The sequence below is a fragment of the Paraburkholderia phymatum genome (assembly GCF_040965635.1).
Taxonomy (GTDB): Bacteria; Pseudomonadota; Gammaproteobacteria; order Burkholderiales; family Burkholderiaceae; genus Paraburkholderia; species Paraburkholderia phymatum_B.
Genome location: NZ_JBFRCH010000033.1, coordinates 33,746 through 59,463, shown reverse-complemented (window position 1 = coordinate 59,463; position 25,718 = coordinate 33,746). Strand labels below are relative to the sequence as shown.

Genomic DNA, 25,718 nt, shown 5'->3' with positions numbered 1-25,718 from the left:
CGATATTAGATCCAGACGTCGTTGGCGGCCGTCCGGTCGCTGCTCTCGTCGCCCGTGTTCTTTACGCCGCGCGGTTCGATCAACAGCAGCTTCACTTCTTTTTCCGCGTAGGGCTTGTGCTCCTTGCCCTTCGGCACGACGAACATTTCTCCCGCCGACAGATGCACGGCGCCGTCACGAAAGTCGATGCGCAGATCGCCTTCCAGCACGATGAAGGTTTCATCCGTTTCCGCGTGGTCGTGCCAGATGAAATCGCCTTCGATCTTGACGATCTTGAACTGATAGTCGTTCATCTCGGCGACGACGCGCGGCTGCCACTGCTCGTGGATGTGGGCGAGCTTGTCGGCGAAATTGATGGGCGCGAATCGGGTCGGCTGATCGGTTGCGTGCATGATGTCTCCTTCGTTGAAGTCCACGCGACGGAGTGTAGGCGGGCGCTCTCGCGGGTGTCTTGAACGTTTGTGCACGCCCGGAGTGCTGGACTCGCGCTCAACCCGTTTTCAGCGCGACTGGATTTTCAGCATCTTCAGCCAGCGCGACGGCGTCACGCCATACGCCGCCATGAAGTGCCGCGTCATATGGCTCTGGTCCGCGAAACCCGCGGCGGCCGCCGCGTCCGCGAGCGTCTGGCCGCGCAGCAGCGCTTCTCGCACGGCGTCGAGTCGTCGCATCGTCAGATAGCGATGCGGGCTCGTGCCGAAGAACACGCGGAAATCGCGCGACAGACTCCAGCGGTCCCGGCCGCTTGCGGCAGCCAGTTCGTCAAGCGTGACGGGACGCTCGAGCGCCACGTGCAGATAGTCGCGCGCGAGCAGCGCCGCGCGGAAATCGGCGGAGGCGCGCAGCGGCCGCGCGCCCGACACGGCATCGAGCGCATGCGCGAGATCGTAGAGGGCGTCGTCCTGTTCGAGCGGGTCCATCGCGGCGTCGATGCCTTGCAGCAGCGTCTGCGTTGCGGCGGCAAGACGCGGATCGTCCGACAGCCCGCCTTCGATGAACGGCAGCGGCTTGCCGCCGAGCGCCGCCTGAAAGAGGGCTGGCTCGACATAGATCATCCGGTAGCGAAAGCCCTCGTCGGTGCCGGCCTGGCCGTCGTGGGGCTCGTCCGGGTGCAGCACGATCGTGCCGCCCGGCAGGCTGTTGCGCTCGCTGCGCCGGTAGTGGAAGCTTTGCACGCCCGCGAGCGTGCGGCCGATTGCATAGGTATCGTGCCGATGCAGCGCGTAGCCGTTGTGCTGAAAGAAGGCCTCGATGCGCTCGACGCCGCCCTGTGCGGGCGCGCGGCGAATCCAGTCGCGCTGGCCGTGAACATCCGGTGCAGGCCGCTGCTCCGCCGGCTGCGACCGAGGCCATGTCTGAATCGCGGACGCCTTGTGCGTGCCTCGCCCGTGCTGCATCTTCAGCCCGTCAGATGCCAAGACCGGGTCCGAAATTGCTGCCGATCAGCTTGGTCACGGCGTCGATATCCGCATAGTCCTGCTCGGGCAGGCCGTCGAGCATCGCGAGCACTTCGTTGCTTGCGCCCGCTTCGCGCGCGGCGTCGACGAGCGCGTCCTTGTTCAGCGGATAGCTGACACCATGCAGAATGTCGGCGATCTGCAGATCGATCGATTCGCGGGGAATGGCTGATGCCGTCATGCTCGCGCTCCGTTGTTCTGAAAGTTGTCGACACGAACGGGACGATCCGTCGATCCCGTGCGCACGGTCACGTCTGCAGATGCTCGTCCTGCGCCTTGAAGCCGCGCTCCAGATGCCGCGATTTCGGCAGCGCGATATGTTCCCATCGCTCCGGCCGGATATCGGTCTGGGCCGCGACGTCCGGCGCGGCGGGCGCGACGGGGGCGGCATTGGCGCGGGCGGCGGCTATGTCGAACGTGCCGTCCGTCGCCATATGCACCGGCGCGGCGAAACACGAGGCCGACAACGTCACCATGGTCAACAGCGTCGAGGTTTTCATCGCTCGACCTCCTTTTCCAGGCAGCGCAGGAACATCACGCAAGCGTTATGCCATTCCGACGGAGAAGGATTGACGCCCGCCTGGCGCGGCTGCCGTCTGCAAGCACCGCGCATTTCTCCCATATTACGCCAGTTATTTTTACAAGCGCTGATGGCGGGTCGCGGCAGCGCGCCCATCGCGGGCCCGGCATTGATTTTTCTGAAGATTTCGTGGCGAGCGGGCGTGCCGCCGATCCGACGGGCGCAAGGCCGCGCGTTGCGTCACGCATTAGATATGTAGAAAGCGGGTGGCGTTAACCCCGTAGCCTCGCGTCGCGCACACGTTGCGAAGCCTTGGGCGTGGGGGCCTCAGCGCAACGCGTCGAAGCGCGTCCACGGCCACGACGGGCGGTCGCGCATATAGCCGTTCAGCCAGTTCCATTGCGGATGGCGCTTCATGAACGCCTGCGCGTCGAACGGACGCCCGCACGGATGGCCCCAGCGCGCGTCGAACGCCATCTCGCGCGCCATCTCGCTGTCGACGACCTTGCCGTCGTTGGCGCCCCACGGATTGAACGGACCGTGATCCGAGCCGCCGAAGCGCTGGTCGTCGAGTTCGAGGTGGCCGCAGATCGTCCGCGAGCACGGGTTGTCGGGGCGGTCGAGGTAGACGTCGTGATGATCGGCGATCATGGCCTTCGCCAGTTCGACGTCGATCCGCCCGCGATGCATCTCTTCGAGCTGCATGAAGCGCAGCCGGCGTGCGCCGTTTCTGCGCACGTCGGTGTAGTCCTCGCCTTCGCCGATGCATTCCTGGTTGCGGATCTTCAGGTCGGTCGCCGTGTTGTAGCCGCTATAGAAGCCGTCCCTGGTGCTTTCGAAACCGGAATAGTGCAGGCCGAGTTCATAGCGGGCGATCTCGCCCGTCTTGATGTCGCCGAGCAGCCAGCTGTTCGCATAGCCGCCGTTGTTCGCGAGCGCGAACATCTCGCACCATTCGCCGATGCTGTTCGCGTACTGCGTCGCGCGCCGCGAGCGATAGAACTCCGGCGCGCCCGCCGTGTTGTAGCCCGCGAAGTTGGAGATCGTGGTCTCCGTCACCATCATGCCCGCCGACGTGACCCAGAAATCGGTCAGGCTGGAAATGCAGCCGGGCAGTCCCTGCATCAGAATGCGGTTGCCCGATTCGGGGACGATGTCGAACACGACGTTGAACGCGTCGCCCGCCGCGTAGCGGTCCCACGAGTTGTGCGCCATCACGATGCGGCCGTCGCGCGTCGCGCTGCCCGTCGCGATGAACGCGCTGCAATGATGACCGCGCCTGCCGCGCCACGGCTTGAGGCCGAGCTGCGGTTTCTGCTGCGCGGCGTGCTGCGGCCACCAGCTTTGCAGCAGATCCATATAGCCGTTCCACGCGAGCACTTCGGCGAACGGCAGCTTCGCGCCGTCGGCGATGCCCTGGATTTCGTCGGCGAATTCATGATCGATGTGCGGCGAGAACTGCTCGACGGCGGCGTTGACGAACGTGTCGAAATCTTCGCCCGTGTCCCATTTCGCGAGATAGCGCGCAGTGCGGATCGCATTCTGGATTTCGGCGGCGAGCAACTGGCCGTGCTGCTCGCCGCGGTCGTACGGCTCGCCTTCTATGTGCACGAAGATCCAGCCCGCATGATCGCGGCGCACGGCATCGATGGACGGTTCGCTCATCTTCGCTCCCGTTCGTAGAGCGCGGGATCGCCGCGGGCGTTGCTCAGCGCCGTGTATCGCGGGATGCGGCCTGCGGCTCGTCTATGGTCAATTCATTGTAGAGAAATTGCCGGGCTTTGCCATGCGCCGAACGGGCGAGCGCAGGCGGGCCAACGCAGGCAGACACAGGCGAGCGCAGGCGGACAGAGGCCTATCGCGCGGGATTCATGCGGAAGTACGCATCGAGCAGCGACGTCTTGTAGACGACGCCCGCGAGCGTCGGCCGCACGGCGCTTTCGACGACGGGGAGCCGTTCGCCCTGGAACGCCATGAAGTGCTGAAGCGCGACGCCGAGCGGCATGTCGGGCGTGAGCACGTCGAAGTGCGGCTGCAGATAGTCGGCGGCCGTCTTGGCGGACGTGTCGGTCCTGTCGAGCAGATCGGAGGTGATGTCCTTCAGCGCGACCACGCCCAGAAAGCAGCCACTTTCGTCCGTCACGTACAGATACTTGACGGGGTACTCGAGGAACACGCGCGTCATGTCGTGCACCGTCGCGTTGGGCTGCACGACGGTTTGCGGCGGACGGATCAGCTCGCGCATCTGCGTCGCGCGCAGACGCATGCGTTCCTTTTCCTCGCGGTTCCGGTGCAGCGTGATCTCGTACATCGACGTCTTGCCGATCGCGCGCGCCGCGAAGTAGGCGACCACGCACGACAGCATCAGCGGCAGCACGACCTGATAGCTCAACGTCATTTCGAAGATCATGAGGATCGCCATCAGCGGCGCTTGCGTCGCGCCCGCGAGGAATGCGCCCATGCCGACCATCGCGTACGCGAACGGCGCGGACGTCGCGTGCGGCCAGAGCGCGTTCATGCCGAGCCCGAACAGCGAGCCGAGCGCCGCGCCGACGAAGAGCGTCGGCGTGAACACGCCGCCGACGGCGCCCGAGCCGACGGTCGCCGCCGTCGCGATCAGCTTGAACGCGAGCACGACGACGAGCGCCGTCCACGTCCACTGCGAATGCAGGATCGAGTTCACGACGCTATAGCCGTTGCCCCACACTTCGGGCGTCCACGTCGACAGAATGCCGACGATCAGGCCGCCGAGCGCGAGCCGGACGGGCAATGGCACGGACAGGCGGCGGAAGGCGGACTTGCTGGTGTCGATGAGCCGCAGAAACTGCGGCGCGGCTGCGCCGCACAGCAGGCCGAGCGCGACGAAGAGCAGCACTTCGAGGCCCGCGACGGGCGGAAACACGGGCATCTCGTAAGGCGGCTTGTAGCCGGCGAACTCGCGCATCATGATGTTCGCGACCACCGACGACACGACGACGGGCCCGAAGCTTTCCATCGCGATCGAGCCGAGCACGATCTCGGTGACGAAGAACGCGCCCGCGATGGGCGCGCTGTAGGCCGACGTGATACCCGCCGCCGCGCCGCACGCGACGAGCAGGCGCAGGCGCGGCGGATCGAAATGCACGAGGCGGCCGATCAGCGACGCGCCGAGCGCCGCGAGCTGCACCATCGGGCCTTCGCGGCCGATCGATCCGCCCGTCGAAATCGTGAACAGCGACGACACGCTGCGCCACAGGCTCACGCGCACTGGCACGACGCCATCGCCGATCACGACGGCTTCCATGTAGTCGGTATGCTGCTTCTTGTCGACGCCGCGTTGCGCGAGCAACAGCAGCCCGCCCGCGATGAGGCCGCCGAACGCGGGCAGCGCAATTCGCATCGCAATGGGCAGACGCCGTGCCATTTCGACGAGACTGCCATCCTGTCCGGTGAACACGCGCTGCAACAGCGCGATGCCTTCGCGAAACGCGATCGTTGCGAAAGCGCCCGCGATGCCGACGATCACCGACCACACCAGCATCGTATGCGCATCGGACAGACGGAACAGATTGGCCGCGCGGGTGCGCAGTCTCAGCAGAAATGAAAGCACGGAGGAAACGGGCGTCTGAAGGTTGGTTTGGCGCGCTGAATGATACCGACAGCGCGCGGCGAAAGCTTTAAGAGCGGCGCGTCTTGCTCGCATGCGCGCCGCTGCGCCGTGAAAGGGGGTGTCAGCTCATCAGCGGACGTCCTTGTCGAGTTCGGGGTAGTGCCGGAACACGCACGATTCGTTGTACGGCAGACGTCGTTCCGACGCGAGATACGCCGCGACGTTCGGGCGCTTGAGCACCGCGTCGTGCAGCGCGGCGAGGCGCGGGTAGTGCTCGCCGAAATGCTTCATCGCGCGCGGAAAGGCGTAGTGCAAAGCGTCGATCAACTGGAACATCGACAGATCGACATACGTGAGCGTGTCGCCGACCATGTGCCTGTCGCCGGCGGGGTTCTGCTTCAGCACGCGCTCGAAATAGCGCATGAACTTCGGGATGCGATGGTCGATGAAATCCGTCGCGCGGATTTTCGCGGCCTCTTTCTGCTCCTCGTAGTACATGCCCGACGCGATCGGGTGATGGGTGTCGTGGGCTTCCGTGACCACGTCGGCAATCGTCAGTTGCAGGCCGTTCGCGACATAGCGAAGGCTCTCGACCTGCGGCGCGAGATTCAGCTTGGGCCCGAGATAGAACAGGATGTTCGCGGTCTGCGAAACGATCAGGTCGCCGTCTCGCAGAAACGGCGGCGCGAATGGCGGGTAGGGCTCCGTCCGGCTGTTCATCGCGTCGATCATCGTGCCCGTGCCGAGCCCGTCCTGTTCGTCGCCGCGCGCCACTTCGACGTAGTCCGCGCGCGCTTCTTCCAGTGCGAGCCGCACGAATTCGCCGCGGCCCTGCAGTCCGTCCCAGTAATAGAGTTGATAAGTCATCGATCGGTCCTCACTCGGTTGTCGGTGGCGTCGTTGAACGCCATCCATGCACACGGTCGGGAGCTAGAAGTATGCCGCGCGATGCTTGCAGTTTGCGTGTCGGGTGCAGTGTGGGAACCAACCGTGGCGTATGTGAGAGACGCGCGGCGTCCGCCTGTACGCCGCGCCGAAAGCACAAAAGCCCCGCACGCGGCGAGGCTGATGTGATCGGATTGCCGGCTTAGCCGAGCAGATGCTGGACGAGCCATGTGATGCCCAGGCCGCCTGCGAACAGCCACACGTACAGGATCAGGCCCGTCGTCAGCGCGCGGGGACCGGCTTGGCGGATCTGCGAGAGGCGCGTTTCGATGCCGAGCGCGGTCATGGCCATCGTGAGCGCGAAGGTGTCGAGCATGTTGAGCGTGCTGGTCGCGGCCTCAGGCAGCATGTGCAGCGAGTTCACCGCGACGCAGCCGAGAAAGCCGAGCGCGAACCAGGGCACGGCGAGCTTGCGCGGCGCATGACCGGCTTCACCTTGCACATCGCTTGCACTACGCGCCGAGCGGCTCACCCACATGCCGACGACGAGCAGCACGGGCACGAGCAGCATCACGCGGGTCATCTTGACGATGGTCGCGATATGCGTGGCTTCGGGGCTCACGTTACTGGCTGCGCCTACCACTTGCGCGACTTCATGGATCGTGCCGCCGAAGAAGAGGCCGACGCCCGTCGTATCCAGATGCAGGATGCCGGCGCGCAGCAGAGCGGGATAGAGGAACATCGACAGCGTGCCGAACAGCACGACGCTGCCGACGGCCATCGCGCTCTTGTGCGGCTTCGATTGCAGCGTCGACTCGAAGGCGAGCACGGCGGCCGCGCCGCAGATTGCGCTGCCCGCTGCCGTCAGCAGCGCGCTGTCGCGGTCGAGCTTCATCAGCTTCATGCCCGCCCACGTACCGATCGCGAGCGTGCTGACGACGATCAGCAAAGACTCGGCGAGGCCCGGCAGGCCGACCTGCGCGATCTCCTGAATGCTCACGCGCAGCCCGAAGAACGCGACCGCGATGCGCAACAGCTTGCGCGCCGAAAAGTTGACACCGGCGGCCCAGCTCTCGGGCATGCCGTCTTTCAGTGCGTTGCCATACAGCATCCCGCCGACGATGCCGACGATCAGCGGGCTGATGCCCAGTTCGGCGATCGACGGAATCGAGGCGATGCGGGTGACGGCCGCGGCGAACAAAGCGACGAACAGGATGCCGTTGATCTGACCGCGCGTCGACGATGACGCGGGAACGGCACGGGTGGATACGGTGGACATGGGCTACGACCTTTTTCTGAGGCTGCTTGACTCGATGGCCTAATCCTAAAATACATATATCGATATGAGAAATCGTGATTTAGAATGGCTAATATCGGCCAGCCTGATATTTTTTTGCCATGACCCCTGATCAGCTTATAACATTCGCCGCCGTCGCCGAACATCGCAACATCAGCCGCGCCGCACTCGCGCTGCATCTGTCGCAACCCGCCGTATCGGGCCAGTTGCGCCAGTTGCAGGATGAATTCGGCGAGCCGCTGTACCTGCGCGACGGCCGCGGCGTGCGGCTGACGCCCGCCGGCGAGCAACTGGCGAGCTACGCGGCGCGCCTGCGCGACACGTACCGCCAGGCCTACGCGTATCGCGACGCGTTGCGCGGAATGGAGCAGGGCACGCTGCGCATCGGCGCGAGCACGACGCCCGCGAGCTATCTGCTGCCGTATCTGATCGCCGCCTTTCAGCGCCGCCACCCCGATGTCACGGTGCACACGGACGACGGCAATACGGCCGATATCGTCGGCGCGCTCGGCTCGTTCGATATCGCGCTGGTCGAAGGGCATGTCGGCGCCGAGTTGCCTCCCGATACGGCCGTGCATCCGTGGCACGAGGACGAGATCGTCGCGATCATGCCGCGCTCGCATCCGCTCGCTACTGCCAACTTGCAGGCCGTCACGCTCGCTGATCTGAGCCCGCATGCCGTCGTGCTGCGCGAAGAAGGCTCCGGCGTGCGACAACTGATCGAGCGCGCGTTCGCGCGGGCCGGCGTGCCGATGCGCGTCGCGCTGGCGATCGCAGGCGTCGAGGGCGTGAAAGAGGCCGTGCGCGCGGGAATGGGCGTCGGCTTCGTGTCGGCGATGTCGATGCGCCACGAGGACGAGGTGCTGTTCCGCCTGCCGCTCGGCCCCGAGGCGCTCACGCGCCGTTTCTCGATCCTCGTGCCGCACGCGAGCGCGCCGTCGCGCATCGTCGGCCGCTTTCTAGAACTGTGCCTGAATGGCGACGCCCGCCCGTCGGCGGCCGATTCTCCCGTTTAGGGATTACCACTATGGCGCACGCGTGACGGGCAGCGCAGTATTCGCACCGAGCGCTACCGCGCTTTTTTAATTCTTGTCTTTGGAACCGATTCCAAAGACCATTTTGAGCGATACAGCAGGGTGTTTCACATGCCGGAAGTCGTCATCGTCGCGAGTGCATTTGGGGTGGACGCGATCCGCAAGGACGGTCATCACGTGTGGCTGAATCCGGCTGCGAAAGCGGGCGCGGCCGGTTTCGAGGTGCGTCGCGAGCTGTTCGCGCTCGAAGCGCAAGCGTCGCCCGAGGCGCTTTCCGCGCTCGGCAAGACGATCGCCGCGCAAAACCTGTGGTCCGTGTACTCGACGCCCGCCGGGTTGTACGCGCCGGACGGCGCGCTCGACGAAGCCGCGCTGCGCCTGGCGCTGGTCGAAGCGACGGCGCTCGGCGCGCGCTTCGTCAAGCTTCAACTGGGCGGCTTTGCGGGGCGTGCGTACGGCGAGGCGATCGCGAAGTGCACGAAGGACGTCGCCGCGCGGCTCGTCGTCGAGAACGGGCAGATGGAGCGAGGCGGCTCGCTCGCGCAGTTCGAAGCGCTTTTCAATGCGCTCGCCGAAGACGGGCGCATTGAAGGCCGCGAGCCGGTGCTCGGCATGACGTTCGACATCGGCAACTGGCAGTGGCCCGGCGTCGATCCCGTCGAAGCGGCCCGCAAGCTCGCGGATCACGTCGAATACATCCACTGCAAGGCTGTCGCGGGCGAAGGTGCGCGCCGTTTCCCGGTCGCGCCCGCCGCCGGCGATCCCGTCTTTGCAGCCGTGCTGGCGCTTTTGCCGCGTAACGTGCCGCGTGGCATCGAATTCCCGTTCGACGCGGCCCGGATTGCGCAGGACGCGTCGCATCACGTCGCGCGGCTCGCGTCCGCCTGAAAGCGGCGAGCGGACGGCATCAACAGGAGAAGCCATGCAACCGACACTCGATGTCATCACCTACGGCGAAGCGATGGCGATGTTCGTCGCGGCCGAAACGGGGCCGCTCGCGGGCGTCGGCCAGTTCACGAAACGCATCGCGGGCGCCGATCTGAACGTCGCGATCGGCCTGTCGCGCCTTGGCTTCAAGGTGGGCTGGATGAGCCGCGTCGGTAGCGATTCGTTCGGCCAGTACGTGCGCGACACGCTGGCGAAGGAAGGCATCGATCAGGGCTGCGTGACGACGGACGAACGCTATCCGACGGGCTTTCAGCTCAAGTCGAAGAATGACGACGGCAGCGACCCGGCCGTCGAGTATTTCCGCAAGGGCTCGGCGGCGAGCCATCTGTCGCTCGACGACTATGTGGCGGACTACGTGCTGGGCGCGCGTCATCTGCATCTGACGGGCGTCGCGCCCGCGATTTCGGCGACATCGCGCGAACTGGCTTTCCATCTGGCGCGCGAGATGCGCAACGCAGGCAAGACGATTTCGTTCGACCCGAACCTGCGCCCGACGCTGTGGCCGTCGCGCGAAGCGATGGCGGCCGCGCTGAACGAACTGGCGACGTTTGCCGACTGGGTGCTGCCCGGCATCGGCGAAGGCGAGATTCTGACGGGCTACACGAAAGCCGAGGACATCGCGCAGTTTTACCTGGACTGCGGCGCAAAAGGCGTGATCGTCAAGCTTGGCGCGCAAGGCGCGTATTACCGCACGGCGGCCGGTGCGGGCATCGTCGCGGCGCAGCGCGTCGAGCACGTCGTCGATACCGTCGGCGCGGGCGATGGCTTCGCGGTCGGCGTGGTGAGCGCGCTGCTCGAAGGACGCACGCTGCCGGAGGCGGTGGCGCGCGGCAACCGCATCGGCGCGCTGGCGATCCAGGCGATCGGCGATTCGGAAGGCCTGCCGACACGCGGCGAACTCGATGCGCTGGAACACAGCGCTCCGGCGCAGCCCGCGCTGGCCGCGTGACGCTTCGGCGTTCGGCAAATCAGCACGACAACAACCAGAAGGTGCCAGCCGCGCGGCCGATCCGATATGGGCGCACCGCAGGGGCGCACGACAGGGGCACACGGCAGCACACCGACAGACCGACTCAGGAAACCGGGCTCACGCCAGCAAATAGTTCGCGTGGGACCAGAGCAAGGGGCTAAAGGCCCAACTCTGTTCGACAAAGGAGACATCGATGCCCTCATCACTCGCGATCCGCCGCTGGTGGACGATCATGCCGATCGTGTTCATCACGTACAGCCTCGCCTATCTCGACCGCGCGAACTACGGCTTCGCGGCCGCCGCCGGCATCAACCAGGATCTCGGCATCAGCAAAGGGCTGTCGTCGCTGATCGGCGCGCTGTTCTTTCTCGGCTACTTCTTCTTTCAGATTCCGGGCGCGATCTACGCGGAGCGCCGCAGCGTCAAGAAGCTCGTGTTCTGGAGCCTCGTGCTGTGGGGCGGCTGCGCGGCGCTGACGGGCATCGTCAGCGATATTCCGTCGCTGATGGCGATCCGCTTCGCGCTCGGCGTCGTCGAGGCGGCCGTGATGCCCGCGATGCTGATCTTCATCAGCAACTGGTTCACGAAGCGCGAGCGCTCGCGCGCCAACACGTTCCTGATTCTCGGCAACCCCGTGACGGTGCTGTGGATGTCCGTCGTGTCCGGCTACCTCGTGCATTCGTTCGGCTGGCGCCAGATGTTCATCGCGGAAGGCGTGCCCGCCATCGCGTGGGCCGTCTGCTGGTGGTTCATCGTGAAGGACAAGCCCGAGCAGGTGAAGTGGCTGTCGGAAGCGGACAAGAAGCAGCTCGCCGATACGCTGCGTGCCGAGCAGGCCGCGATCAAGCCCGTGCGCAACTACGGCGAAGCGTTCCGCACGCCCGCTGTCATCAAGCTGTGCGCGCAGTACTTCTGCTGGAGCATCGGCGTGTACGGTTTCGTGCTGTGGCTGCCGTCCATTTTGAAGAACGGCTCGACGCTCGGCATGGTCGAAACGGGCTGGCTGTCGGCGCTGCCGTATCTGGCCGCGACGATCGCTATGCTCGCGGCGTCATGGGCGTCGGATAAACTCAATAACCGGCGCGCGTTCGTGTGGCCGTTCCTGCTGATCGGCGCGGCGGCGTTCGCGGGTTCGTATGCGCTCGGCTCGACGCACTTCTGGATGTCGTATGCGCTGCTCGTCATCGCGGGTGCCGCGATGTATGCGCCGTACGGCCCGTTCTTCGCGATCGTGCCGGAGCTGTTGCCGAAGAACGTCGCGGGCGGCGCGATGGCGCTGATCAACAGCATGGGCGCGCTCGGCTCGTTCGTGGGCTCGTATGTGGTTGGCTATCTGAACGGCGCGACGGGCTCGCCCGCTGCGTCGTATGTGTTCATGAGCGTCGCGCTCGTCGGCGCCGTCGTGCTGACGCTTGCCGTCAAGCCGCCGCGCATGCAGAGCGCGGCGCTCGCCACTCCGTTGCAAGGAAAGTGATTCGATGAAGCGAAAGATCGTCGCATACAAGCCGCTGCCGGACGATGTGCTGTCGTATCTGCAGCAGCACGCTGAAGTGGTGCAGGTGGACGCTTCGCGGCACGATGCGTTCGTCGCCGCGCTCAAGGATGCCGACGGCGCGATCGGCGCGAGCGTGAAGATCACGTCCGCGATGCTCGAAGGCGCGACGAAGCTCAAGGCGCTCTCGACGATTTCGGTCGGCTACGACAACTTCGACGTCGACGATCTGACGAAGCGCGGCATCGTGCTCGCGCATACGCCCGATGTGCTGACGGAGTCGACGGCGGATACCGTGTTCTCGCTGATTCTGGCGAGCGCGCGGCGCGTCGTCGAGCTGGCCGGCTGGGTGAAGGCGGGCGAGTGGAAGGCGAGCATCGGGCCCGCGCTGTACGGCGTCGACGTGCAGGGCAAGACGCTCGGCATCGTCGGGCTGGGGCGCATCGGTGGAGCCGTTGCGCGGCGCGCGGCGCTCGGCTTCAACATGAAGGTGCTGTACACGAACCGCAGTGCGAACGCCGAGGCGGAACAGCGTTACGGCGCGCGCCGCGTCGAGCTCGACGAGCTGCTCGCCGCATCCGACTTCGTTTGCCTGCAGGTGCCGCTGACGCCGCAAACGCGTCACCTGATCGGCGTGAACGAGCTGCGCAAGATGAAGAAGAGCGCGATCCTGATCAACGCGTCGCGTGGACAGATTGTCGATGAAAACGCGCTGATCGAAGCGCTGCGGACGGGCGCGATCCACGGCGCAGGGCTCGACGTGTTCGACAAGGAGCCGCTCGACGCGAACTCGCCGCTACTGAAGATGAACAACGTGGTCGCGCTGCCGCACATCGGCTCGGCGACGCACGAGACGCGTCACGCGATGGCGCGCTGCGCGGCGGAAAACCTGGTCGGCGCGCTCGACGGCACGCTGAGGACCAACATCGTCAACCGCGACGTTCTCTCGCGATGAACACGCCGCCGTCAGGCGCACCGCGCCGCGCCACCATCAGCGACGTCGCCCGCGAGGCCGGCACGGGCAAGACGAGCATCTCGCGCTATCTGAACGGCGAGCTGAGCGTGCTGTCGCCGCAACTGCGCGCGCGCATCGAAGCCGCGATCGAGCGGCTCGACTATCAGCCGAACCAGATGGCGCGCGGCTTGAAGCGTGGACGCAATCGCCTGATCGGCATGCTGGTCGCCGATCTGACGAACCCGTATTCCGTCGAGGTGCTGCAAGGCGTCGAGGCGGCTTGCCACGCGCTCGGCTACATGCCGCTCATCTGCCACGCGGCGAACGAAGTCGACATGGAGCGGCGCTTTCTGCAACTGCTGACGACATACCGCGTGGAAGGCGTGATCGTCAACGCGCTCGGCGTGAGCGAGGAGACGCTTCGGCCCGTGGGCGGCGGCGGGATTCCCGCCGTGCTGGTAGACCGGTCGGTGGAAGGGCTCGACGCCGATATGGTGGGGCTCGACAACGAGGCGGCCGTGACGGTCGCGACGCGGCATCTCGTCGAACGCGGCTTCGATCGCGTGTGGTTCGTCGTGCAGCCGTTCGAGCGTGTCAGTTCGCGGCGTCTGCGCGAAGCGGCGTTTCATCGGGCGCTGACACAGTATCCACAGGTGAGCGGCCGCACGGTCGTGGTCGAGCTCGGCGATGCCGATGAGCTCGCGCAGACGCTTGCCGCGCTCGACGCCGAAATCGACGCCGCGATCGCAGAACGGGACACAAGCGGCGAGAGAAGCAAAGGTGAGACCTCCATGCCGCGCGTCGCGCTCTTTGCCGCGAACGGCCCCGTTGCGCTGTCGCTTGCGCGGCATCTGAACCAGCGGCATGGCGCGGACTGGCAAAAGCGCGTTGCGCTGCTGTCGATCGACGATCCCGAATGGGCCGAACTCGCCGGCATCACGACGATTCGCCAGCCGACCTACGACATCGGCTATCGGGCCGTCGAATTTCTGCACGAGCGCATCGACGGTGCGCAGGCGAGCGCGCGAGACTGTCTGCTGCCCGGCGAGCTGATCGAACGCGCATCGACGGCGCGCTGATTTCTCGGGCGTTCGGCATTCAGACGGCGACGCGCTTACAATGCGCGGCGGAGTCTCTCTTTCGCCACCTGATCCGCGCTGCTCGATGCCAGCTTTGCCCGTTTCGCCCATTACGCTTGCGATTCTCGCTGTCGCGACTCTCTTCATTGCATGGCTTCCGATCGGCCTGTACCGCCGCTGGCGAGCGCCGTTCGCGCTGAACCGGCGCGACGCGATTGCGGGCGTCGCGGTGTTTGCGTTGTCGGCGATGTTGATCGAACGCGCGCTCAACGACTATCTGCTGCGTCAGAACGCGGCGACCAGCGAATGGCTGTCGAACCCGCTCGCGTTCGTCGTCTACGGCGCGCTGGCGGCGGGCGTCTGCGAGGAAGTCGGCCGTTTCGTCGCGATGCGCTGGCTGGCGCGGCGCACATCGAACCCTGCTGAGGCTGACGGTACGGCGCTTGCGTACGGTCTCGGACACGGCGGCGCCGAAGCGTGGCTCGTCGGCGTGATCGTGCAGGCGCAGTGGATCGCGTTCGGCGTGCTGGAAAATCGCGGCCAGCTCGATGCGTATCTCGGCCACATCCCAGCTGCATCGCTGATGCGGCTTCATCTGATACTCGCGAGCCTGTCGCCAGCGATGGCAGGTCTTTTCGTACTCGAACGCGTGGCCGCGCTGGTGTTCCAGATCGGACTCTCCGTGCTGATGTGGCACGGCGTGCGCGCGGGCTGGCGCGCCATCCTGCCCGTCGCGATCGCCGCGCACGCGCTGATCGACGTGCCCGCCGCGATGTCGCAGGCGCGGATGCTGCCGCTCGTGACCGTCGACGCCATCTATGCCGTCGCGGCGCTTGCCGTTGCCGTGGTGCTGCTCAGGATGCACGCGCGCGCGGCTTGAGCTTCAACACAATCTATCGTCCATCCAGACCCACAGGCCCGAGGCCATTGACATGGAAGCCTATCAGTACGAGTGCGCGAACGCCGACATCGAAGAACTGGCGCGCGTGATCAGCGATCTCTTTCCCGAGCAGACACAGTTCATCGAACGCCCCGATGACAACGGCGTGCCGCAGATCGTCGTGCATTGGATCGCGATGCGCTTCGGCTCGACGGCGCGCCGCATGGTGTTGATCGTCGCGATCGCGCCGGCCGCGCTCGCGCGTTATCGCGCGCTGCCGCCGCGTCTGCGAGGCCGCAGCTTCGCGGTGCTTCGCGCGTATGTCGAGGCGACGCTGGGATCGTTGGAAGAGGAATACGCGGCGGGCAAGAGCGTGCCGCGTGAAGTGACCGTCGAGCTCGGCGACGAGTTTGCCTGAACGCGGCGAGCCCGGCGAATGAAGGGCCGAGGCGCGTCGCGCGAAGCGTCGCTCAATTCGCGAGCCGATAGACCTTCGCGAAGCGCGCGGCCTGCACGACGCCATAGTCGCCGGGCGCGTATTGCATGATCCAGTCGCCTGCCGTGCCCTTGAGCACGTCGCCGCCTTGGGCCGAGCGTGCGAGCGAGAACGGTTCGCTCATCTGCTTTGCGAGCACGACGGCCGGGCGATTGCGATACGAACCGGCATCGCCGTGCGCGAGCCGGGCGTCGGCGGGCAGGTACTTCGCGTCGAAGCGTTCGCGCGACACGACCCAGCGGTCGCCCGTCGAGCCCGTGATCAGCGCGTCGCCGTGCGTGTAGCGATTCGGTCCTTCGAGGCTCATCAGTTCGCCTTCGGCCTGGGCGAATTGCACGGTGACGGTTTCGTCCTTGACGACGCGTTGCGCGGCGGGATCGGCGAGCAGGTCGATGTTCTTCAGTTCGAGCATGGGCTTTGAAGCTATTCTGATCAGATGACAGGGCCGCGTAAGCGAACGTCAGCGCAACGGAACACAACGAAGGGCAACGAAGGGCGACGAAGGGCAAACGCGGTGCAGGCGCGCATGATGCCAGATTCGCGCGGATGCAGTGAAAAACGCCTGCCCGTGAAGGCAGGCGTTTTACGAAACACGAGCGGAACTTGCGCTGCAATTACGGCTTGACGGTCGCGTCCGTTGCGGGCGCGGCTGACTTGCCCGAGCGGCGGTGGTGTGCGCCGCCTTCAGCCGGCTGTCGGCGGAAAGTTTCGTCGGCGAGCTTCTTCTGCTCCGGCGAGAAGCTGGTGTAGAGCGGCTCGAACGCGTCGACGAGTTTTTTCGAGCCGTCGGCATGAGCCTGTGTGATCTCGGCGTAGCCCTTCATGTCGTCGAGTGCGGACACGTTCGGATTCGCCCTGCGCTGCTCGAACAGATTGCCCATCGTTTCACTGTTGCTGCGCATGACGTCGGCGAAGTTGTTCCATGGCGACTCCTGCGCCGACGTGATCTTCAGTTGCGAATGCAGATAGTTGATCCGATCTTCGACGCGCTGCTCGTGGCGTGCCTTGCCCTGCGTCTGCGCGGCAGCAGCCGACATGACCGGCGCCGATGCGCCTGCGGGCGCTGCGGTCTGTGCGAATGCGGTGCTCATCGACAATGCGGAAGCGAGAATGGCGAGCGTTTTTTTCATTGAGACTCCTGTTGTCGGTTCGTATGAGTGAAGCTTGACGAAGCGTTTATGCATATGCGCGCGGCGCATATCAGGCTGATATTAGTATCACGTTATCGCCCCATTGCGACTGCATTGCGACAACTGCTTACAACCGAAACGATCGGGAAAAAATAGACGGTGGACAAATTCGTCAGTATGGAAATATTCGTTGCCGTGGTCGAAGCAGGCAGCCTGACGGCGGCCGCCGAGCGCTTCCAGCTGTCGTCGGCGATGGTCGGCAAGCACATCCGCTCGCTCGAAACACAGCTCTCCGCACGGCTTCTGACGCGCACGACGCGCCGTCAAAGCCTCACCGAGATCGGCCGCCAGTATTACGAGCAATGCCGGCGCATTCTCGCCGACGTGAAGGCTGCGGAGTCGCTCGCCGAATCGATGACGTCCGCGCCGCGCGGCACGTTGAAAGTGACAGTGCCGCTCACGTATGGCGTCGAAGTGTTCTCGCCCGCGATGACCGACTATCTGAGCGCATGGCCCGACGTCAGCCTCGAACTCGATCTGTCGAACCGTATCGTCGATCTCGTCGAAGAGGGCTTCGACGCCGCCGTGCGCATCGGCCGCCTGCCGGATTCGAGCCTTGTCGCCAGGCAGTTGAAGCCGTACCGGATGCGCGCTTGCGCATCGCCCGAATATCTCGCGCGCATGGGCACGCCGAAGACGCCCGCCGATCTCGTGAATCACGAGTGTCTCGGCTTTCTGCATTGGGGCCGCGAAGGTCTGTGGCGTCTCGACGGCGATGCCGCAGCCGACTGCCAGTTGCGTCCGGGGCGTTTTCGCGCGAACAACGGCCAGGCGCTCAAAGTGGCGGCGCTGCGCGGCTTCGGTCTGGTGCTTCAGCCGGAAGCGCTGCTCGCGCGCGAGATCGAACGCGGCGAGCTCGTCTGCGTGCTCGAAGACTGGTTGCCCGAAGGCGCGCCCGTGCATCTGATCTATCCGCGTGACGGCCGCCCGACGCCGAAGCTGACCACGTTCATCGACTTCGTGATTGAGCGCTTCGGCGCGTGACGCGTCGCCCCGTGTGCAAGCGCGATATGTGCAGTCCGCATGTATTCGCGCTGCGGGGCGCGGGGTGCATAATCCGCGTATCCCGTAATCCGCGTCTGCGGCTCGCCGTGCGGCGAGCTTCCACTTCAACGCTAACCTTGAATCGATGAGACCACCGCGCCTCGATCAACTCGACGAACTCGACCGCAACCTCGTTGCGCTGCTGCAAGCCAACGCGCGCGAAAGCGTCGCGAATCTCGCGCGACAACTGGGCGTCGCGCGCACGACCGTGATCGCGCGCATCGCGCGGCTGGAAAAGACCAACGTTATCGCCGGCTATAGCGTGCGGCTCGGCCAGGACGTGCTCGACGCAAGCATCTATGCGTACGTCGGCATCATCATCGCGCCGAAGTACGGGCCCGACGTGCAGAAGAAGCTGAACCGGATGCCCGAAGTGCAATTGCTGTGCGCGGTGAGCGGCGAGTTCGATTACGTCGCGTGGCTACGCGCCGATTCGCCCGAGCGCCTGAACGATCTGCTCGACCAGATCGGCGGACTCGCGGGCGTCGAGCGCACGACGACGTCGATCATCCTGGCGCGCAAGATCGATCGCGGAATGATCAGGGGATGAATGCACGCAGGCTCGCTCGATGCGCTTCTTGAGCGCCGCATACGCCGCACGTTTACGCGGTTTTGATATGTTTTCGACGAATCGTCGGAATGGTTCGTCGAATCGTCGAAGTTCATGGTCATTGCGCAGCACCTTGCGCCTATAAACCGACTGGCGTTCTCCCTAAACTTCTTTATGGAGGTTCGCCGCGGCGCGCCGTTCACGCTGGAGACAGCATCCATCGAACAGAGAACAAAGGAGAAGCGCATGAAAGTTGCCATCGTTGGCGCAGGTCTGATCGGTCACACCATCGCGCACATGTTGCGTGAGACAGGCGACTACGAAGTGGTCGCGATGGACCGCGATCAGCACGCGCTCGACAAGCTGGCCGCGCAAGGCATCCCGACCCGCCGCGTCGATTCCGCCGATGCCGCTGCGTTGCGCGCCGCGATTCAGGGCTTCGACGCGCTCATCAACGCGCTGCCGTACTACCTCGCGGTGAGCGTGGCGACGGCGGCGAAGGGCGCGGGCGTGCACTATTTCGACCTGACGGAAGACGTGCGCGCGACGCATGCGATCCGCGCGATCGCCGACAGCGCCGAGCATGCGTTCATGCCGCAGTGCGGCCTTGCGCCGGGCTTCATCGGCATCGCCGCGCACGAACTGGCGAATCGCTTCAGCGAAATCCGCGACGTGAAGATGCGTGTCGGCGCGCTGCCTGAGTTTCCGACGAATGCGCTGAAGTACAACCTGACGTGGAGCGTCGACGGCCTCATCAACGAATACTGCCAGCCGTGTGAGGCGATCCGCGACAGCCGCCAACAGTGGGTGCAGCCGCTCGAAGGGCTCGAGCATTTTTCGCTCGACGGCATCGAGTACGAGGCGTTCAACACGTCGGGCGGTCTGGGGACGCTGTGCGAGACGCTGGCGGGCCGCGTCGAAACTCTCGACTACAAGTCGGTGCGCTATCCGGGCCATCGCGACCTGATGCAGTTCCTGCTCGAAGACCTGCGTCTTGCGACCGACCGCGATACGCTGAAGACGATCATGCGCCGCTCGGTGCCGTCGACGGCCCAGGATGTCGTGCTCGTCTTCATCACGGTGACGGGCGTGCGCGACGGCCAGCTGGTGCAGGAAGTGTTCACGCGCAAGATCTTCGCGAAGACCGTCTGCGGCGTGCCGATGAGCGCGATCCAGATCACCACGGCGGGCGCGATGTGCGCGGTGCTCGACCTGTTCCGCGAAAAGAAGCTGCCGCAAAGCGGGTTCGTGCGTCAGGAGCAGGTGTCGCTGCGCGAGTTCCTCGCGAACCGTTTCGGGCAACTGTACGAAGGCCGCGCGCTGGACGCGGTGGCGACCGTCTGATCATCTGGGCGGCGCGCAAAAGGAGGAAGCGGGACCGAGCGGCAGCGCGAACGGATGAGGCTCCGCAGAGGGTCGCCTGAGAGGCAATAGCGAAGCGGGCGTTCGACCAAAGAGGTCGAACGCCCGTTTTTGTTGTCTGGCGCGTGCTGAAGGTATGTGCCGAAGGTAGGTGCCGAAGGTAGGTGCCGAAGGTAGGTGCCGAAGGTATGTGCCGAAGGTAGGTGCCGAAGCCGCGCGACGGAGCGTGCGTCAGACGGGCATCGGCGGCAGCATCGCGCCGGCATGTTGCGGCGCCTGCACGATCTGCGCGAGCAGCGCGTCGTAATCGGCGGGTACGGGCGCGGTGTTGTCGAACATCAGCAGGCCTTCGCACTGGTCGCCTGAGGGCATGAAGCGGCGTTGCCGGTACTCGTCCCAATGCGCGAGCTTGTATGCGTCGTTCGGATTGCCACGCGCGAGAATGCGCTCGCGCGCCGTCTCTTCCGACGTCGCGACCCACACGACGCTGATCTTCACGTCGTTCGGCACGCCGAGCCATGCGTGATCGAAGAGCTTGCGCTCGCGCACTTCGTGCGACAGCGGCCCGACGGCAATCACACCGATGCCGAGCCGCAGATTCTCGGCGGCCGTATCGAACAGGCCGCGATATTCGGGATCACGAAAATGCTGGAGAAAAAGCGGGCTGTCGCGATCGTTCGGATCGCCCGTCAGCGCGCCGATCGCGGCCGCGCTATAGCCGCCGTAGAGCGTGTCCTTGTCCAGCAGACAGAAGGCATGGCCCGTCGCTTTCATCAACGGGCCGATCAGCCGTTTGGCGAGCGTCGTCTTGCCGGTGCCCGCGTGGCCACAGATAAAAACCAGTTGCGTCACGTGGATGAGTCCTCGGTACTGGAAGGTGTGGAAGCGGGCGCGTCGTCGCGGGAGAACGTGCCGTTCGCCTCGAGCCACATCGCGTTGATGATCCCAAAGCCCAGCGCCACGCCAATGCCCAGAATCCAGCTGGAGTACCACATCGAAGCCTCCCTGAAGCGCGCCGCGCCGCTTGCCCGCGTGTGGACGCCGCGGTCGATGCGGCGCCCCTGAATCGATCTTGAACGCGAAGACGACACGCAGCAACTCCTATGCCGTCCGGCCAGGTTGACTCCGTGATTGCTGATGATATCATTGCTATCATACGTGTACCGGGGAATCGAAATGGCAAATTTGTTGGTCCGAGGTCTGGACGATGCGTTGGTGCAGAGCCTGCGTGAGCAGGCCGCGGCTCACGGGCGCAGCGTGGAAGCAGAACATCGGGAAATCCTGGCGCAGGCGCTCTTTCAGCCAAGGAAGCTCAGCTTTGCCGAGTTGCTGATGAGCATGCCGGACGTCGGCGAAGACGCCGACTTCGAGCGCCTGCATGACGCAACTGACGAAAGCGAGGGACCGGGTGTATTTGATTGATACCAATGTAATCAGCGAAATGCGCAAGAGCAGCCGCGCCAATCCTGGCGTTCAGGCATTTTTCGAAGCAGCGAGAGATGAGGGGCATCGCCTGTACCTGTCGGTCGTGACCGTCGGCGAGTTGCGGCGCGGCGTCGATCTGATCCGGCATCGCGGCGACAAGTTTCAGGCGCTGCGGCTGGAAGGATGGCTCGATACGATCATCGATTCGTTCAGCAGCCACATCCTGAATGTCGGCACCGACGTTGCGCAAACATGGGGCCATCTGCGCGTGCCTCATCCCGAGCACTCGCTCGACAAGATGATCGCGGCGACGGCACTGATCTACAACCTGACCGTCGTGACGCGCAACGTGGCAGACTTCGACGGAACGGGCGCGCGGGTGCTGAACCCGTTCCAGCCAGCGCAAGAGTAGCGGGGGCGGTAGTGCGGCCGGGGCAGATGGGGCACAGTGTCTGTACAACGAAGCGAACAAGAGCAAGCGCGCTGTGTGAAACCGGGAAGGATGGGGGCAGAGTAAGTGCTCTGCATGGGGCTGGAGTAAGTGCTGAAGCACCAACTCCAGCCGACAGCTAAAGCGCCAACTCCGGTCGACAGGGAGACCAACGATGAGACGCAAGCAAAGCCTGGCGACGCGCGCCGCCGCAGCGGCACGCGCGGCGCTGTCGGTCACGCTTTTAGTGGCTGCGATGGTGGCCGTGGCGCTCGCAGCCGGTTGCGCGTCCACGCCCGCCGACAAGGTGCCGTTCAAGGCAGTGCCCGCCGAACGCATCGTCAAGCCGGAGGTCACGCAGCCAGACACCGGCAAGATGGCCGTCGACCTGCGGCGCGAGCGGACCGACAACGTCATCGTCCGCTTTCGCGATGCCCTTGTGTATGTCGACGGCGAGCGCGTCGCGGACATCATGAACGGCGAGCACATCGTTTTCTGGCTCACGCCCGGCACGCATCGCATCGCGGTGTCGACGCAGTTCGACCCTGTCGTGGAGATCGGCTTCTTCGTGACGCCGGACACGCGCTATTCGAATCGCGCCAGCGTTTCGTTCAACGACGATCATCGCATCATGCTGCGGCGCGTCGCCAATTGACACGCGGGCTCGGCGCATCATTCACAATTCGACACACCGCGCCGATTCGAGCCGACGTAACATCGTGGACTCGTATCGCACGCCGCGCTCATGCCGGCTTTGCGTCGCGATCGGGCAGCACACGAACAAAACAACCGCTCACCGCGACAAACCGCTTTCAATCCGCGAAGCCGAATCGTTTTCAAGGTATTCAATCATGCTGATCAACTGCGCCGCGTATCAGGATGGCCGCAAACTGGCCGACATCGAGATCGACGACATCAGCGTTTATGTCGCCAAATCCGAGTGCTTCGTCTGGGTCGCGTTGAAAGACCCGAGCCCAGGCGAGCTGGAAGTGATGAAGCACGAATTCGGGCTGCACGAACTGGCCGTCGAGGACGTGCGTCACGGTCATCAGCGTCCGAAGATGGAGGAGTACGGCAATTCGCTGTTCGCCGTGATGCACACCATCGAGACCGACGACGACGGCGAGTTCGTGATCGGCGAGGTCGACGTGTTCGTAGGCGCAAACTACGTGCTGTCGGTGCGGCGCGGCACGCGCCACGGCTTTCAGGAAGTCCGCGCGCGCTGCGAGCGCGAGCCGCAGTTGCTGAAGGAGGGCGCGGCGTTCGTGCTGTACGCGCTCGCCGACAACGTCGTCGACCGCTACTTCCCGATTCTCGAAGCGATCGGTACCGAGATCGAGGAAATCGAAGACCGCATCTTCGACAAGCACGACCTCGCCGCGTCGCGCGCGATCATCGAAGATCTGTACTCGTTGAAGCGCCGCCTCGTCATGCTCCAGCATCACATCGCGCCGCTGCTCGAAGGCATCAGCAAGCTCACGGGAGGACGCATCCCGTCGATCTGCGTCGGCATGCAGGCGTACTTCCGCGATGTCTACGATCACCTCGACCGAATCGTGCGGACCATCGAGGGGCGCCGCGAGATGATCGTCACGGCCATTCAGGTCAATCTCGGCATGATCTCGCTCGCCGAGAACGAAGTGACCAAGCGCCTCGGCTCGTTCGCCGCGTTGTTCGCCGTGCCGACCATGATCGCGGGCATCTATGGGATGAACTTCCAGGAGATTCCCGAGCTGCACTTCAAGTACGGCTATCCCATCTGCCTGCTGGTGATGCTGCTGATCGACCTCGCGCTATACCGGGGCTTCAAGAAGGCGAACTGGCTGTAGCGCGCGTGGGCTACGTCGTCGGATACCTCAGCGCTTCGTCAGCGCGAGACGCACGCCCAGGCCGATGAATCCCGCGCCCACCACGCGGTCGATCCAGCGCCGCACGGCCGGTTGCGAGCGCACGGCGCGCGCGGCCGTCGCGGCGAGCCATGCGACTACGCAATCGTTGATGAGCCCGAGCGTCACGAACACCGCGCCCAGCACGAGAAAGGCCAACGTCTTGTGCGGGCTGTCGGCGCTGACGAACTGCGGGAAGAAAGCTATGTAGAAGAGCAGCACTTTCGGGTTCGACGCGTTCGTCACGAAGCCGCGAAAGAGCAGCGTGCCGCGCGAGAGCCGCGGCGCGTCGGGCGGCGCTTCGCCCTTCGCTACGGCCGTAGCCGTCGGCCGCAGCATTCTCAAGCCGAGATACATCAGGTACGCGGCGCCGATCCATTTGATCGCGTTGAACGCGCCCGGCGACGCCGCCAGCAGCGCCGTGATGCCGAGCGCGCACGCGACTGTATGCATGCAGCCGCCGAACGCAACGCCGACGGCCGACAGCAGCCCCGCTCGCCGTCCCTGCGCGATGCTTTGACCGGCGACATACGCGATGTCCGGTCCAGGCGTCAGATTGAGCACCGTGACGGCGGCGAGAAAGAGCGGGAACTGGCTGATACCGAGCATGACGACTCCATATTGAATGGCTGGCGCGCCAGCATGACTGTCGTGACGATCGCAACGCGCGAGCCAAAGACGGGCCTATTCGAATCATCGGGCCATGATACGCATATCGCACCTGTTGCGCCGATCACGACGGCCAGGCCTTTTCCCCTCTTTCCCCTTGCCGCGCGCGAGAGAACAGGCCAGCATAGGCGTCCTGCCTGTCGCGGAACTTGCGGCTTGCGGGGGATGGAAAACAGCAAGGCAGTACCGGCGCGTTGCAGCGCCGGGCATCATGAGCGCCGCTGCGCGTGGGACGCGTTCTGGCAACAGGGCGGCTCCCATCGCACAGGCCGATCAACGGGCAGAACCAAGCGAGCGATCCGTGCCACGATGTCATTCGAAGCACCGCCGAAGCTTCGCGGCAATACGTGCGTCCAAAGGCGCCGGGCCTTGCGCACGCCATGCGTCGCGGGCGCGATGTGCAGCGCAGCACCGCTCATCGTTGACATCGCGAACAGGCACCGTCGAGAATATCGCTCGCAAACGTTTGCGCACAAACAAAAACGGACTCGCCCCGAGTTCAACAACTGGAGATACCACATGAACCACCGCATTCGTCGCCGCGTCCTGATGGCCGCTGTCGCATTCACGGCCGCTGCCGTGCCGTTCTCGTCGGCCTGGGCGCAGGCCGCCAAAAAACCGAAAGTCGCGCTCGTGATGAAGTCGCTCGCCAACGAGTTCTTCCTCACGATGGAAACGGGCGCGAAGGACTATCAGAAGCACAATGCCAGCACCTTCGACCTGATCACGAACGGCATCAAGGACGAGACGGATACGGCGAACCAGATCCGCATCGTCGAGCAGATGATCGTCTCGAAGGTCGATGCGATCGTGCTCGCGCCGGCGGATTCGAAGGCGCTCGTGCCCGTGGTCAAGAAGGCGGTGGACGCCGGCATCATCGTCGTGAACATCGACAACCGGCTCGACACCGACGTGCTCAAGTCGAAGGACCTGAATATTCCGTTCGTCGGTCCGGACAACGCGAAGGGCGCCGAGAAGGTCGGCGACTATCTGGCGAAGAAGCTGAAGTCGGGCGACGAGGTGGGCATCGTCGAAGGCGTATCGACGACGACCAACGCGCAGCAGCGCACGGCCGGCTTCAAGGAGGCGATGCAGAAGGTCGGCGCGAAGATCGACACCGTGCAGTCGGGCGAATGGGAAATCGACAAGGGCAACGCAATCGCGTCGTCGATGCTCAACGCCTATCCGAACATCATGGCGCTGCTGTGCGGCAACGACAACATGGCGATCGGCGCGGTGTCGGCCGTGCGCGCGGCGGGCAAGCAGGGCAAGGTCTACGTGGTCGGCTACGACAACATCAACGCGATCAAGCCGATGCTGAAGGACGGCCGCGTGCTCGCCACGGCCGACCAATACGCGGCGAAGCAGGCCGTGTTCGGCATCGACGTGGCGTTGAAGGCGATCGCCGGGCACAAGAAGCAGGCGGACCTGTCGGGCGTCGTCGAAACGCCTGTCGATCTGGTCACGAAGTAAGGAGCCCGCGCGGGCCGTGCGGAAACATGCAGCGTGCACGGCGCCCACGGTCCGCGCGTCGAGGTAAACGAGTGCTCAAGAAATCCG

At 64.8% G+C, this 25,718-nt stretch carries 30 protein-coding genes; 17 read left to right on the top strand and 13 right to left on the bottom strand.

Annotation, left to right across the window (positions count from 1 at the left end; genetic code table 11):
* Nucleotides 1-5: 5 nt before the first annotated feature.
* The 4 genes from AB4Y32_RS32980 to AB4Y32_RS32965 all read right to left on the bottom strand — a co-directional run bounded on the left by AB4Y32_RS32980 (nucleotide 6) and on the right by AB4Y32_RS32965 (nucleotide 1,957).
* Nucleotides 6-392: a cupin domain-containing protein gene (locus tag AB4Y32_RS32980; RefSeq protein WP_368725325.1), complete on the bottom strand. Its 387-nt coding sequence runs from the start codon at nucleotides 390-392 to the stop codon at nucleotides 6-8.
* Nucleotides 393-500: 108 nt separating this feature from the next.
* Nucleotides 501-1,397 (bottom strand): AraC family transcriptional regulator, encoded by an 897-nt coding sequence (locus AB4Y32_RS32975; RefSeq protein WP_439899874.1) that lies wholly within the window; start codon nucleotides 1,395-1,397, stop codon nucleotides 501-503.
* A 10-nt stretch (nucleotides 1,398-1,407) separates the two neighbouring features.
* Entirely contained in the window at nucleotides 1,408-1,638 is a 231-nt protein-coding gene (locus tag AB4Y32_RS32970) for a DUF2795 domain-containing protein (RefSeq protein ID WP_368725323.1), read from the bottom strand.
* A 67-nt stretch (nucleotides 1,639-1,705) separates the two neighbouring features.
* Nucleotides 1,706-1,957 carry a hypothetical protein gene (locus AB4Y32_RS32965; RefSeq protein WP_368725322.1) on the bottom strand — a complete coding sequence of 84 codons (252 nt, stop codon included), beginning with the start codon at nucleotides 1,955-1,957 and terminating at the stop codon, nucleotides 1,706-1,708.
* Between the two features lie 69 nt (nucleotides 1,958-2,026).
* Between AB4Y32_RS32965 and AB4Y32_RS32960 the strand changes: the two genes are divergently transcribed.
* Entirely contained in the window at nucleotides 2,027-2,236 is a 210-nt protein-coding gene (locus tag AB4Y32_RS32960; protein WP_368725321.1) for a hypothetical protein, read from the top strand.
* 68 nt (nucleotides 2,237-2,304) lie between these two features.
* Here AB4Y32_RS32960 and AB4Y32_RS32955 read toward each other — a convergent pair whose 3' ends face one another.
* The 4 genes from AB4Y32_RS32955 to AB4Y32_RS32940 all read right to left on the bottom strand — a co-directional run bounded on the left by AB4Y32_RS32955 (nucleotide 2,305) and on the right by AB4Y32_RS32940 (nucleotide 7,730).
* Nucleotides 2,305-3,642, bottom strand: coding sequence for a C45 family autoproteolytic acyltransferase/hydolase (locus AB4Y32_RS32955; protein ID WP_368725320.1), 1,338 nt, complete (start codon nucleotides 3,640-3,642; stop codon nucleotides 2,305-2,307).
* Between the two features lie 190 nt (nucleotides 3,643-3,832).
* The gene (locus tag AB4Y32_RS32950) at nucleotides 3,833-5,566 is read right to left on the bottom strand and encodes a ClcB-like voltage-gated chloride channel protein (RefSeq protein WP_368725319.1); all 1,734 of its coding nucleotides are present in this window, start codon (nucleotides 5,564-5,566) and stop codon (nucleotides 3,833-3,835) included.
* Between the two features lie 129 nt (nucleotides 5,567-5,695).
* The gene (locus tag AB4Y32_RS32945; RefSeq protein WP_368725318.1) at nucleotides 5,696-6,433 is read right to left on the bottom strand and encodes a glutathione S-transferase; all 738 of its coding nucleotides are present in this window, start codon (nucleotides 6,431-6,433) and stop codon (nucleotides 5,696-5,698) included.
* Between the two features lie 220 nt (nucleotides 6,434-6,653).
* Entirely contained in the window at nucleotides 6,654-7,730 is a 1,077-nt protein-coding gene (locus AB4Y32_RS32940; RefSeq protein ID WP_368725317.1) for a YeiH family protein, read from the bottom strand.
* 119 nt (nucleotides 7,731-7,849) lie between these two features.
* Here AB4Y32_RS32940 and AB4Y32_RS32935 point away from each other — a divergent pair, with 119 nt between their 5' ends.
* The 8 genes from AB4Y32_RS32935 to AB4Y32_RS32900 all read left to right on the top strand — a co-directional run bounded on the left by AB4Y32_RS32935 (nucleotide 7,850) and on the right by AB4Y32_RS32900 (nucleotide 15,524).
* Nucleotides 7,850-8,764, top strand: coding sequence for a LysR family transcriptional regulator (locus tag AB4Y32_RS32935; protein ID WP_368725316.1), 915 nt, complete (start codon nucleotides 7,850-7,852; stop codon nucleotides 8,762-8,764).
* Between the two features lie 129 nt (nucleotides 8,765-8,893).
* Complete coding sequence (locus tag AB4Y32_RS32930) at nucleotides 8,894-9,670, top strand: sugar phosphate isomerase/epimerase family protein (RefSeq protein WP_368725315.1); 777 nt, start codon at nucleotides 8,894-8,896, stop codon at nucleotides 9,668-9,670.
* Nucleotides 9,671-9,704: 34 nt separating this feature from the next.
* Nucleotides 9,705-10,679: a sugar kinase gene (locus tag AB4Y32_RS32925; RefSeq protein ID WP_368725314.1), complete on the top strand. Its 975-nt coding sequence runs from the start codon at nucleotides 9,705-9,707 to the stop codon at nucleotides 10,677-10,679.
* 214 nt (nucleotides 10,680-10,893) lie between these two features.
* Nucleotides 10,894-12,174 (top strand): MFS transporter, encoded by a 1,281-nt coding sequence (locus AB4Y32_RS32920; protein WP_368725313.1) that lies wholly within the window; start codon nucleotides 10,894-10,896, stop codon nucleotides 12,172-12,174.
* Between the two features lie 4 nt (nucleotides 12,175-12,178).
* Nucleotides 12,179-13,147, top strand: coding sequence for an NAD(P)-dependent oxidoreductase (locus AB4Y32_RS32915; protein ID WP_368725312.1), 969 nt, complete (start codon nucleotides 12,179-12,181; stop codon nucleotides 13,145-13,147).
* Nucleotides 13,144-14,226 (top strand): LacI family DNA-binding transcriptional regulator, encoded by a 1,083-nt coding sequence (locus AB4Y32_RS32910; protein WP_368725311.1) that lies wholly within the window; start codon nucleotides 13,144-13,146, stop codon nucleotides 14,224-14,226. The genes AB4Y32_RS32915 and AB4Y32_RS32910 overlap by 4 nt, the downstream gene beginning before the upstream one ends.
* An 85-nt stretch (nucleotides 14,227-14,311) precedes the next feature.
* A complete protein-coding gene (locus AB4Y32_RS32905) occupies nucleotides 14,312-15,106 on the top strand; it encodes a YhfC family intramembrane metalloprotease (protein ID WP_368725310.1) in 795 nt (264 codons plus the stop codon).
* A 52-nt stretch (nucleotides 15,107-15,158) separates the two neighbouring features.
* Nucleotides 15,159-15,524 carry a DUF3022 domain-containing protein gene (locus tag AB4Y32_RS32900; protein ID WP_368725309.1) on the top strand — a complete coding sequence of 122 codons (366 nt, stop codon included), beginning with the start codon at nucleotides 15,159-15,161 and terminating at the stop codon, nucleotides 15,522-15,524.
* 52 nt (nucleotides 15,525-15,576) lie between these two features.
* Here the strand turns inward: AB4Y32_RS32900 and AB4Y32_RS32895 are convergent, their stop codons facing one another.
* Both AB4Y32_RS32895 and AB4Y32_RS32890 read right to left on the bottom strand, forming a co-directional pair.
* A complete protein-coding gene (locus AB4Y32_RS32895; protein ID WP_368725308.1) occupies nucleotides 15,577-16,014 on the bottom strand; it encodes a PGDYG domain-containing protein in 438 nt (145 codons plus the stop codon).
* Between the two features lie 202 nt (nucleotides 16,015-16,216).
* Entirely contained in the window at nucleotides 16,217-16,732 is a 516-nt protein-coding gene (locus AB4Y32_RS32890; RefSeq protein WP_368725307.1) for a Spy/CpxP family protein refolding chaperone, read from the bottom strand.
* A gap of 159 nt (nucleotides 16,733-16,891) precedes the next feature.
* On the opposite strand from AB4Y32_RS32890, the gene AB4Y32_RS32885 reads away from it, so the two are divergent.
* The 3 genes from AB4Y32_RS32885 to AB4Y32_RS32875 all read left to right on the top strand — a co-directional run bounded on the left by AB4Y32_RS32885 (nucleotide 16,892) and on the right by AB4Y32_RS32875 (nucleotide 19,730).
* Nucleotides 16,892-17,776 (top strand): LysR family transcriptional regulator, encoded by an 885-nt coding sequence (locus AB4Y32_RS32885; RefSeq protein WP_368725306.1) that lies wholly within the window; start codon nucleotides 16,892-16,894, stop codon nucleotides 17,774-17,776.
* A gap of 145 nt (nucleotides 17,777-17,921) precedes the next feature.
* Entirely contained in the window at nucleotides 17,922-18,386 is a 465-nt protein-coding gene (locus AB4Y32_RS32880; protein WP_368725305.1) for an Lrp/AsnC family transcriptional regulator, read from the top strand.
* Between the two features lie 246 nt (nucleotides 18,387-18,632).
* Complete coding sequence (locus AB4Y32_RS32875) at nucleotides 18,633-19,730, top strand: saccharopine dehydrogenase family protein (protein WP_368725304.1); 1,098 nt, start codon at nucleotides 18,633-18,635, stop codon at nucleotides 19,728-19,730.
* Nucleotides 19,731-19,979: 249 nt separating this feature from the next.
* Here the strand turns inward: AB4Y32_RS32875 and AB4Y32_RS32870 are convergent, their stop codons facing one another.
* Nucleotides 19,980-20,600: an AAA family ATPase gene (locus AB4Y32_RS32870; RefSeq protein ID WP_368725303.1), complete on the bottom strand. Its 621-nt coding sequence runs from the start codon at nucleotides 20,598-20,600 to the stop codon at nucleotides 19,980-19,982.
* The gene (cydX, locus tag AB4Y32_RS32865) at nucleotides 20,597-20,743 is read right to left on the bottom strand and encodes a cytochrome bd-I oxidase subunit CydX (RefSeq protein ID WP_368725302.1); all 147 of its coding nucleotides are present in this window, start codon (nucleotides 20,741-20,743) and stop codon (nucleotides 20,597-20,599) included. The genes AB4Y32_RS32870 and cydX overlap by 4 nt, the downstream gene beginning before the upstream one ends.
* Nucleotides 20,744-20,924: 181 nt before the next feature.
* On the opposite strand from cydX, the gene AB4Y32_RS32860 reads away from it, so the two are divergent.
* The 4 genes from AB4Y32_RS32860 to corA all read left to right on the top strand — a co-directional run bounded on the left by AB4Y32_RS32860 (nucleotide 20,925) and on the right by corA (nucleotide 23,432).
* Entirely contained in the window at nucleotides 20,925-21,170 is a 246-nt protein-coding gene (locus tag AB4Y32_RS32860) for a FitA-like ribbon-helix-helix domain-containing protein (protein WP_368725301.1), read from the top strand.
* Entirely contained in the window at nucleotides 21,157-21,585 is a 429-nt protein-coding gene (locus AB4Y32_RS32855) for a type II toxin-antitoxin system VapC family toxin (RefSeq protein WP_368725300.1), read from the top strand. The genes AB4Y32_RS32860 and AB4Y32_RS32855 overlap by 14 nt, the downstream gene beginning before the upstream one ends.
* 193 nt (nucleotides 21,586-21,778) lie before the next feature.
* A complete protein-coding gene (locus AB4Y32_RS32850) occupies nucleotides 21,779-22,258 on the top strand; it encodes a hypothetical protein (protein ID WP_368725299.1) in 480 nt (159 codons plus the stop codon).
* 196 nt (nucleotides 22,259-22,454) lie between these two features.
* Complete coding sequence (gene corA, locus AB4Y32_RS32845) at nucleotides 22,455-23,432, top strand: magnesium/cobalt transporter CorA (RefSeq protein ID WP_368725298.1); 978 nt, start codon at nucleotides 22,455-22,457, stop codon at nucleotides 23,430-23,432.
* Between the two features lie 27 nt (nucleotides 23,433-23,459).
* On the opposite strand, the gene AB4Y32_RS32840 is transcribed toward corA, so the two are convergent.
* On the bottom strand, nucleotides 23,460-24,098 hold the full coding sequence (locus AB4Y32_RS32840) for a LysE family translocator (RefSeq protein ID WP_368725297.1): 639 nt from the start codon (nucleotides 24,096-24,098) through the stop codon (nucleotides 23,460-23,462).
* 579 nt (nucleotides 24,099-24,677) lie between these two features.
* Here AB4Y32_RS32840 and AB4Y32_RS32835 point away from each other — a divergent pair.
* On the top strand, nucleotides 24,678-25,631 hold the full coding sequence (locus AB4Y32_RS32835; protein ID WP_368725296.1) for a sugar ABC transporter substrate-binding protein: 954 nt from the start codon (nucleotides 24,678-24,680) through the stop codon (nucleotides 25,629-25,631).
* Nucleotides 25,632-25,718 lie beyond the last annotated feature (87 nt).